The sequence below is a fragment of the Parvibaculum sp. genome (assembly GCF_049672805.1).
GTDB lineage: Bacteria > Pseudomonadota > Alphaproteobacteria > Parvibaculales > Parvibaculaceae > Parvibaculum.
This window is the reverse complement of sequence record NZ_JBATWS010000185.1, coordinates 1-8,738: the sequence shown is the minus strand read 5'-3', so window position 1 is coordinate 8,738 and position 8,738 is coordinate 1. Positions and strand designations below refer to the sequence as shown.

Annotated in this window: 10 protein-coding genes; 4 read left to right on the top strand and 6 right to left on the bottom strand. The window is 60.3% G+C overall.

Features of this window, described 5'->3' with window-relative positions; genetic code table 11:
• Nucleotides 1–258 precede the first annotated feature (258 nt).
• Nucleotides 259–1,431 carry an acetyl-CoA C-acetyltransferase gene (locus WBF74_RS06045; RefSeq protein ID WP_424436701.1) on the top strand — a complete coding sequence of 391 codons (1,173 nt, stop codon included), beginning with the start codon at nt 259–261 and terminating at the stop codon, nt 1,429–1,431.
• Between the two features lie 168 nt (nt 1,432–1,599).
• Nucleotides 1,600–2,328 carry a MerR family transcriptional regulator gene (locus tag WBF74_RS06040; protein ID WP_424436698.1) on the top strand — a complete coding sequence of 243 codons (729 nt, stop codon included), beginning with the start codon at nt 1,600–1,602 and terminating at the stop codon, nt 2,326–2,328.
• Nucleotides 2,329–2,361: 33 nt separating this feature from the next.
• Here WBF74_RS06040 and WBF74_RS06035 read toward each other — a convergent pair whose 3' ends face one another.
• From WBF74_RS06035 to WBF74_RS06020, 4 genes are all read right to left on the bottom strand, one after another.
• The gene (locus WBF74_RS06035; protein WP_424436695.1) at nt 2,362–3,465 is read right to left on the bottom strand and encodes an ABC transporter ATP-binding protein; all 1,104 of its coding nucleotides are present in this window, start codon (nt 3,463–3,465) and stop codon (nt 2,362–2,364) included.
• A 31-nt stretch (nt 3,466–3,496) separates the two neighbouring features.
• The gene (locus tag WBF74_RS06030) at nt 3,497–4,348 is read right to left on the bottom strand and encodes an ABC transporter permease (protein WP_424436692.1); all 852 of its coding nucleotides are present in this window, start codon (nt 4,346–4,348) and stop codon (nt 3,497–3,499) included.
• Nucleotides 4,345–5,259 carry an ABC transporter permease gene (locus tag WBF74_RS06025; RefSeq protein WP_424436689.1) on the bottom strand — a complete coding sequence of 305 codons (915 nt, stop codon included), beginning with the start codon at nt 5,257–5,259 and terminating at the stop codon, nt 4,345–4,347. The genes WBF74_RS06030 and WBF74_RS06025 overlap by 4 nt, the downstream gene beginning before the upstream one ends.
• Before the next feature lie 222 nt (nt 5,260–5,481).
• Entirely contained in the window at nt 5,482–6,555 is a 1,074-nt protein-coding gene (locus WBF74_RS06020; RefSeq protein ID WP_424436686.1) for an ABC transporter substrate-binding protein, read from the bottom strand.
• A 316-nt stretch (nt 6,556–6,871) separates the two neighbouring features.
• On the opposite strand from WBF74_RS06020, the gene map reads away from it, so the two are divergent.
• Nucleotides 6,872–7,618 (top strand): type I methionyl aminopeptidase, encoded by a 747-nt coding sequence (gene map, locus WBF74_RS06015; protein ID WP_424436683.1) that lies wholly within the window; start codon nt 6,872–6,874, stop codon nt 7,616–7,618.
• Nucleotides 7,619–7,697: 79 nt separating this feature from the next.
• The gene (locus WBF74_RS06010; RefSeq protein ID WP_424436680.1) at nt 7,698–7,946 is read left to right on the top strand and encodes a DUF2061 domain-containing protein; all 249 of its coding nucleotides are present in this window, start codon (nt 7,698–7,700) and stop codon (nt 7,944–7,946) included.
• 6 nt (nt 7,947–7,952) lie between these two features.
• Here WBF74_RS06010 and WBF74_RS06005 read toward each other — a convergent pair whose 3' ends face one another.
• Both WBF74_RS06005 and WBF74_RS06000 read right to left on the bottom strand, forming a co-directional pair.
• Nucleotides 7,953–8,573, bottom strand: coding sequence for an NUDIX hydrolase (locus WBF74_RS06005; protein WP_424436677.1), 621 nt, complete (start codon nt 8,571–8,573; stop codon nt 7,953–7,955).
• Nucleotides 8,557–8,738: hypothetical protein (locus tag WBF74_RS06000; RefSeq protein WP_424436674.1), on the bottom strand; the 182-nt coding region annotated here is incomplete at its 5' end. The genes WBF74_RS06005 and WBF74_RS06000, both read right to left, overlap by 17 nt.

The following is an 8,738-nucleotide window of genomic DNA, read 5'->3' as shown; positions in this document are numbered from 1 at the left end:
AGTTGCTGGCGTATAAGGCTTTCTTCGGACTCTGCGCGGAGTTCTGCCAAGTTGCAAGAGGGTGTTTCCGGCTGGACAAGCCGTTTGGCATGTAGATGATGTGCGCCAATTGCACCGCCCGGTCCCGGCCGGATCAGGCTGTGTATTCACATGTCAGAAGAATTGTCGCTGACCGGCGTGGCCAATGGGCACGGGGCCAAGGACGCGGTCGCAGAACCGCCGGCATGAAACCGCAGAAAGAAACAAGGAGAGCTGATCATGGCTGAAGCCTATATCGTCGCAGCCGCCCGCACCGCTGGCGGCCGAAAGGGCGGCAAACTGAAGGACTGGCACCCCGCTGATCTCGGCGGCAAGGTGCTCGACGATCTGATGAAGCGCACGGGCGCAGACCCTGAGCTGATCGAAGACGTGATCGTCGGCTGCGTGGACCAGGCGGGCGAGCAGGGCATGAACATTGCCCGCAATGCGGTGCTGGCCTCGGGGCTGCCGGAAAGCGTTCCGGCCACTTCGGTTGACCGTCAGTGCGGTTCTTCGCAGCAGGCGCTTCACTTCGGTGCGCAGGCTGTCATGTCGGGCGCGATGGATGTTGTCATCGCGGCAGGCATCGAAAGCATGACGCGCGTGCCGATGGGCATGCCGATCTCGCTGCCCTTCAAAAACGGCTTCGGCTTCTACAAGAGCCCGAACATTGAAGAGCGCTACCCGAACATCCAGTTCAGCCAGTTTGCCGGCGCCGAGATGATGGCCAAGAAGTACGGCCTCACCAAGGACGAGCTTGATGAATTTGGCTTCAACAGCCACCAGAAGGCGATCAAGGCGACGCAGGCGGGTCTTTTCGATGCTGAAATCGTTCCCGTGGAAGTGACGCTCGAGGATGGCTCGAAGGAAATCCACAAGGTTGACGAAGGTATCCGCTTCGATGCGAGCCTTGAGGCGATCAAGAACGTGAAGCTTCTCGCCGAAGGTGGCGCCATCACGGCGGCGACCTCCTCGCAGATCTGCGACGGTGCGTCGGGCGTCATGATCGTCAATGAGCGGGGCCTCAAGGCGCTTGGCGTCGAGCCGCTTGCCCGCATCCATCACATGACGGTTGTCGGCGGCGATCCGGTTATCATGCTGGAAGCCCCCATTCCGGGGACGGAGAAGGCGCTGAAGAAGGCTGGCATGAAGATTGACGATATCGATCTTTATGAAGTCAACGAAGCCTTCGCCTCCGTGCCGGTTGCCTGGGCGAAGCATCTCGGTGCGGACCCGGCCCGTCTCAATGTGCATGGCGGCGCGATTGCGCTTGGCCATCCGCTCGGCGCCTCCGGCACCAAGCTCATGGCGACCCTGGTCTATGCGCTCAAGGCGCAGAACAAGCGCTATGGCCTCCAGACCATGTGCGAAGGCGGTGGCCTCGCCAACGTGACGATCATCGAACGTCTCTAAGCGCCGCTGATTTTCGAAGTGAGGGCGGTGCGTCAGGCACCGCCCTTTTTCATGTGCGCTCTGGTCTCACGGCCAGCCGGTCATTTGCACTACGCATTTTTGGGGCAAGTCTGCTAGACTTGGGAATATCTCCCCGCGGGAGTTCGCCCCCTGAAGAAGAAACCTGCCATGAAGATGAAGGAACTTGAGGCCGCAACCGGTATCGGGCGCGAGACCATTCGCTACTATATCCGCGAGGGCCTGCTGCCTGAGCCCATCCGGCCGAAACGCAATGTCGCCACCTACGGGAAGGAGCATGTGAAGCGGCTCAATCTCATCCGGCGCCTGCAGCAGGAGCGCCATCTTCCGCTTTCCGTCATCAAAAGCATTGTCAATTCGGGCGGGGATCAGCCGGCGGGCAGCTTCGAGACGCTGATCGGGCTGGAGGTTGCCCTGGGGCCGTTGCTGGCTGATGGCCGCACCCTTGCGCCGATGACATTGCAGGATGTTGCCAGGGAAACGGGCTTTACGATTGAGGAGATCAGGCGGTTCGCCGCTGTCGGCGTCGTCCATATTGACGAGCGCGAGGATGGCGAATGGCTCAACCAGCGCAATATCCGCATCATGGAACTGATGCGCGCCTCGCGGGACGCCGGTTACACGCCGGAAATCGGCTATACGATCGAGAGCTACGAAATCTATCCCAAGATGGTAGAGCTTCTCGCCCGCCGCGCGGTGCTCGGATTCTATAGCCGCCTTGGCGACAAGCTCGACCAGCCGACGGCTGCGAAGCTTGCCGTGCATGGCATCGGCACGGTGAGCGAGATGATCCCGCTTCTCCTGATCGAGAAGATCGTGCGCGATGTGGAGCGCATCACCGCGACGGGTGAATTGCCCTCGGAAGAAGAGGATATCTGAGGCAGCAGCGCGCCGCCTCAGCCTGTCCGGCGCTCAGTCTCCCAGCACCAGCGTGTCGGCCTTGCGCCAATAGACCCAGTATTCCTCGCCGGTCTTGAAGGTGAATTCTTCAATGTCGCTTGAGACATTGGAGATGTCGGCCTGTAGGGGCGTGCCCGTGCCGATATCGAAGAAGACATTGCTGTAGCTGCCGAAATAGGCGACTTCGCCGACCTTGCCCTTCACATAGATGAGGCTCGGATCGGTCGGCTGCTTTTCATCGACGAAAATCTTTTCCGGGCGGACGGCAAGCGCGACCTTGCCCGTGGCCGTGCCCTTCAGCGTTATCTCGCCAAGGGAGCCGGTCTTCACCCGCACCTCGCCATTGCCGGCGTCGGTGGCCTCGCCTTCGATCATGTTGATCTTGCCGATGAAGTCCGCGACGAAGCGGTTCTTCGGCATTTCATAAAGCGTGGTGGGCGGTGCCACCTGCTGCACCGTGCCCGTATTCATCACGGCGATGCGGTTTGCCATGGAGAGCGCTTCGGACTGGTCATGCGTCACGATGACGAAGGTGATGCCGACCGTTTTCTGAAGGCGCACAAGCTCAAGCTGCATCGCCTCGCGCAGCTTCGCATCAAGCGCAGAAAGCGGCTCGTCGAGGAGAAGCACTTTGGGCCGCTTCACAAGCGCGCGGGCAAGGGCGACACGCTGACGCTGGCCGCCGGACATTTCATCCGGCATGCGCTTGCCGAGATGGCCAAGCTTTACAAGATCGAGTGCCTCGGCGACACGCTCCTTGATTTCCTTTGCCGGCCGGCGATCCATCTTGAGACCGTAGGCAACATTCTGCTCGACCGACATATGCGGGAACACGGCATAGGACTGGAACACCATGTTGATCGGCCGCTTGTTCGGCGGCACGTTCGACATTTCCTGCCCGTCCACAATGATGCTGCCATGGGTCGGCACTTCGAAGCCGGCCAGCATGCGCAGCAGTGTGGTCTTGCCGCAGCCTGACGGGCCAAGCAGGGCGAAGAACTCACCCCGCCTCACCTCGAGGTCCACATTATCCACCGCCTTCACATTGCCGCCGAATATCTTGCTGACATTCTTGATCTGAATGATGGGCGTGTCGGATAGGGTCTGGTCAGCCATTAGCTCTTGTCCAAATGTTCCGACAGGCCGCTCAGGCGGCGTTGCTCAGCATGTTGTTTCTGTTCTGCATCCGAAGCGCGAAGGCGGTGACGACCAGCGTGACAAGGATGAGAACGGTGGATGCCGCGTTTACTTCAGGCGTCACCGAGAAGCGAACCATCGAATAGATCTTTACCGGGAAGGTGACCGTCTCGGGGCCCGAGGTGAAGAAGGTGATGACGAAGTCATCGAGCGAAAGGGTGAAGGCAAGCAGGGCGCCTGCGATCAGGCCCGGCTTCATGTGCGGAACCACGACATCGCGGAAGACCTGAAACTCGCTTGCGCCGAGGTCACGCGCACATTCCGCGAGCTCGGGGTTGAAGCTTTCAAGCCTTGCGCGAATAACGATGGCCGCGAAGGGGAACGAAAAGGCGATATGGGCGATGGTGATAGCGGACAGGTTGAACGGCCAGGGAAGGCCCGTCGGCCAGCCGATACGCGCGAAGAACACCATCATCGCCACGCCCATGCAGATTTCGGGAATGACGATCGGCAGCGCCATGGCGCCTTCATAGATGGCCTTTCCCCGGAATCGGAAGCGCCAGAGAACATAGGCCGTCAGTGCGCCGAGAATGGTGGAGAAAATCGTGCAGAAAACGGCAATGGTCAGCGAGTTGCCAAAGGCAAGCATCAGCGACTCATTGTTGAAGAGCTTCACATAGTAGTCGGTGGTGAAGCCGCGCCAGACGATGTTGCGGCGGCTGTTGTTGAAGCTGAAGACGATCAGCCCGATGATCGGCGCATAGAGGAAGAAGAGCGTCACTGCCACCGTTGCGCGCAGCCAGAAGCGGCGCGAATAGTCGAGCGGGCCCATCGGGTCAGGGTTGCGTTTGAACAGCCTCATTTCGTCCCCCTGCCGTCCTTGCGCATCAGGAATGCGCGGATCGCGAGCGCGAAGAAAGTTGCATACATCAGAAGGAAGCTGAGCGCGGCGCCGAAGGGCCAATTATTCGCTCCCTTGAACTGGTTGCCGATGACATTGGCGATCATCTGGCTGTCCGTTCCGCCGAGAAGGTCTGGCGTGAGATAGGAGCCCATCGCCGGAATGAAGGTGATGATGACGCCGCTCGCAATGCCGGGCAGGGCAAGCGGTACCACGACCGAGAAGAAGGTGCGGAAATGGCCTGCGCCCAGATCAAGGCTCGCTTCGAGATAGGAGCGGTCCAGCCTGTCGAGCGCCGCATAGAGCGGCAGCACCATGAAGGGCAGATGCACATAGACAAGGCCGAACACGACCGCCGTGTTGTTGTACAGCAAATGCAGTGGCGAGAAGGGGCCGATCAGCGTGTTGTCGCCAAGGCCGACAAAGGAGAGCAGCCAGTCGGCATGGACGACCAGCCATTCAAGCCCGTTATTGATGAAGCCGTTTGTGCGCAGCACCGCGATCAGCGCATAGGTGCGAATCAGCAGATTGGTCCAGAAGGGCAGGATGATGAGCAGCAGCAGCCACATCCGCACATTCGGCTTGGCAAAGACAATCGCAATAGCAACCGGGAAGGCGACGACCAGAGAGATGAAGGTCGTCGCGGCTGCCATCCAGATCGATTTCCAGAAGATGCCGAGATAGAGCGGTTCAAGCGCGCGCGCATACTGGTTCAGGTTCCAGTCGAGCGTGGTGTCAATGATCCCGGTCTTCGAGCTGAAGCTGTAAAGCCAGATCAGAGAGAGCGGAATGATGAAGAAGGCGACCAGCCAGAAGGTCGGCGGCGCAAAGGCAGCCCAGAAGGCGCGTGCCGAAGTCTTCCAGTTGTCCATGCGGCAACCCTCCCGAGGGGTATAACAGGAACCAAATGTCACAAGGCCGACCGGCGCGGGATTTCCCGTTCCGGTGAGGCGGCTCGAATGCTGTTGCGGCTCCCCCGCCAGCCCTCGTCCCGCTTTCCATTTCCGCGACAGAAGTAAGCACAGCCGCGGAAAAGGAAAAAGGGGCAGGATTGAAAAAGGCGGGCAGTTGCCTGCCCGCCCTTGAGCCGCTTATTAGGCGGCGTTGATCTTGGTGCAGAGCTCTTCACGCATCTGCGCGACCTCCTCACCGAGATAGAGCGCAACCTCGGACACTTCGAGAACGTCTTCCGGCGGGAAGGTGATCGCGTTGTTCTGATATTCTTCATCCATCAGTTCGAAGGCGGCCTTATTGGGCGTGGCGAACTGGATGTATTCCGCGATCAGCTTGTGAACTTCTGCATCGTGGACGTAGTTGATGAAGGCATGAGCGTTTTCCGGGTGCGGCGCGTTTGCCGGAATGGCCAGTACGTCTTCCCAGATGAGACCGCCTTCCTTCGGCACGATGTAGTCCACATCATCGTCTTCGGTCATGAGCTGGGCGATGTCGCCGCTATATTCCATCGTGACATCGACTTCGCCGGAAGCGAGCAGATCCTGGCCGTTATCTTCGGCGAAGGACTTGATGCGCTTCTTCTGCTTGATGATGAGTTCAGCGGCAGCTTCGTTCTCGGCGCGGTCGGTTGAGTTGAGCGAGTAGCCGAGATATTTCAGCGCGCAGCCGAGCATGGTGCCGCATTCGGCAAGAAGCGCGATCTTGCCGGCATGGGTGTCGTCGTCATAGAGCACACCCCAGCTATCCGGCGTCGATTTGACGGCAGACTTGCGGTAGCCGATGCCGACCGTACCCCACATATAGGGGAGCGAATATTTGCGGCCCGGATCGAAGGGCTCATCCATGAAGCGCGGATAGATGTTCGCGATGTTCGGGATCTTCGAATGGTCGAGCTGCTGGAGCATGCCCGCTTCGATCATGCGGGGCACCCAGTCGTTCGACGGCACGACCACGTCATAGCCGGTATTGCCGCCGCGCATCTTGGCGAAAAGTTCGGACACGTCGCCGAACAGGTCCATCGTCACCTGAATGCCGGTTTCTTCCTGGAAATCGGCAAGCGTCGTTTCGCCGATATAGGTGTCCCAGTTGGCGAAAGTGAGCTTCTTCTCCTCGGCGGCTGAAACGAATTTCGGTTTTGCGGTTAGCGTGATGCCAACGGCTGCCGCTCCGGTCATGAACTGACGGCGCGACAGAGCGCTGAGCAGTCCGGACATGCCTCTTTTGCGGTTCATTGGATGTCGTCCTCCAAATTGAGATGTCTGTGCCCCGCCCCTGCCGTACTGAGGTCGAGCGGCCGAGAGATCATCAGTGTTCAATGGATTTTATTGAAGCGCAAGCGAGGCGGGCGGCTCGTTGCGGCGATTGCGTAAAAAAATCGGGCACTGTGCCCTGATGCCCGCAGACCCTCCCGTGCGCGAGAGAGCTTGTCGCCGATTTCTGTTGCCGTGCAAAACGACGTAATCGCAATGACGGAAATGTGATCGGCGGGATTTTCGAGCATCGCCGCCCTTCTCACGTTACAATTCCTCCATGATTGTCACCACCGAAGAAGAACTGGAAGGCCTCAAGGCGATAGGCCGCATCGTCGCGCAGGTGCTTGCCGGGATGGGCGCTGCCATAGAGCCGGGCATGACCACGCGCGAGCTTGATGCGCTGGGTCGCGCGCTGCTCGAGAAGGAGGGCGCGCGTTCCGCGCCGGAACTTTCCTATGAGTTTCCGGGTGCCACCTGCATCAGTGTGAATGAGGAAGTCGCGCATGGCATTCCGGGCGAGCGGATCATTCGCCCCGGCGATCTCGTCAACATAGATGTGTCGGCGGAGAAGGATGGTTTCTTCGGCGATACGGGGGCGAGCTTTCCCGTGCCGCCGGTGAAGTCGCATGTCGCGCGCCTCTGCCGCGACGGGAAGCGCGCCATGTGGGAGGGCATCCGCGCCGTGCGGGCCGGGGGCAGGCTCAACGCCATTGGCGAGCGCATCGAGCGTTTCGCGCAGAAGGGCGGCTATACGCTGATCCGCAATCTGGCGAGCCATGGCGTCGGCCGCTCGCTCCATGAGGAGCCTGAGGGGATTTCCACCTGGGCCGATCCCTCAGACCGGCGGCTCATTCGGGAGGGGCAGGTCTTCACCATTGAGCCGTTCCTCTCGATGGGTGGCCATGTGGCGGAAGAGACAGGGGATGGCTGGACATTGGTGGCCGATCCCGTGGCACCCACTGTCCAGTACGAACATTCCCTTGTCGTGACCAGGAACGGGCCGGTGATCCTGACGCTGCCGTGAGCGACGCCACCCACTCCCCAAGTGCCCTTGACAAGCCTGCCCCACTCTCTTAAATGAGAATAAGTCGCAAGAGCGACTTATGAGGACCAGGACAATGCGTGATCTCTGCAAGACCATCAGCTACGGAACGCTTCACTTCGCGGTGGGGTTCGGCGTGACCTATGCGCTGACTGGCAATGTGGGCATTGCGACGGGCGTGGCGCTGATCGAGCCTGCCGTGAATACGGTTGTCTTCTATTTCCACGAGAAGGTCTGGGCGCGCCTGCCGGCCTTTCTGCAGCGCCGCAAGGGCGCGGTGCCTGCCTTTCGTCAGCCGCTTCACGCCTGAGTTGCGTCAGCCCCAGGCCCAGACGGGCTGTTCAAGCTCTGCGACCCGCGTTGCGCGGGCGCGCAGGCCCACTTCCGCAAACTGATAGAGCAGGGCCGCAGTCGGCGCATGAATGTGGTCATCGCCGATCAGAAGGCGGATCACGGGCCGCTCGCTTTCCGGGATGGTGAGAAAGACGGGTGAGCCGGGCCGCTCCAGTTCGGCAAGCGGGATATGGTGGATCGAGGCGACTTCTGCCTCATTGGGCCGCATCCGCGCCGTTTCCGCCGCCCAGACGACGACCGGCGTTATGAGATAGCCGGAGCGGGTCGGGTAATCGTCGAGCACGCCCAGCACCTCGCTGCGGGGGAGTTCGAGCGCCACTTCCTCCGACAATTCGCGTAAGGCGGCCTCGACCGGCTCCTCGCCCTGATCGAGCCGCCCGCCCGGCAGCGCCCATTGGCCCGCATGGGAGGAAAGCCTCGGCGTGCGCCGCGTCAGCAGGAAGGCGGCGTTCTCCTCATGCGGCACTACGGTAATGGCGACGGCGGCCCGTTTCAGCCCTTCAGCGGCCAGCGACCGGCGCTCGAAACGCGCAAGCCGTTCGGTGAGCTGCATCCGCAAGCGGTCGTCAAAGGCGTGTTTCATCGATTTCCCTTTTTCCCGATTCCATAGCATAGGGGTGGGAAAAGCGGCTAATTCCGCCTTTGGACGTTAATTTTCGTGCCAATGTGAGCCAATTTAAAAGTGAATTAACCATATGCGGCCAGTCTTCTGGTGCAGGGTCACAAAAGGACCATTGCACAGTGGGGG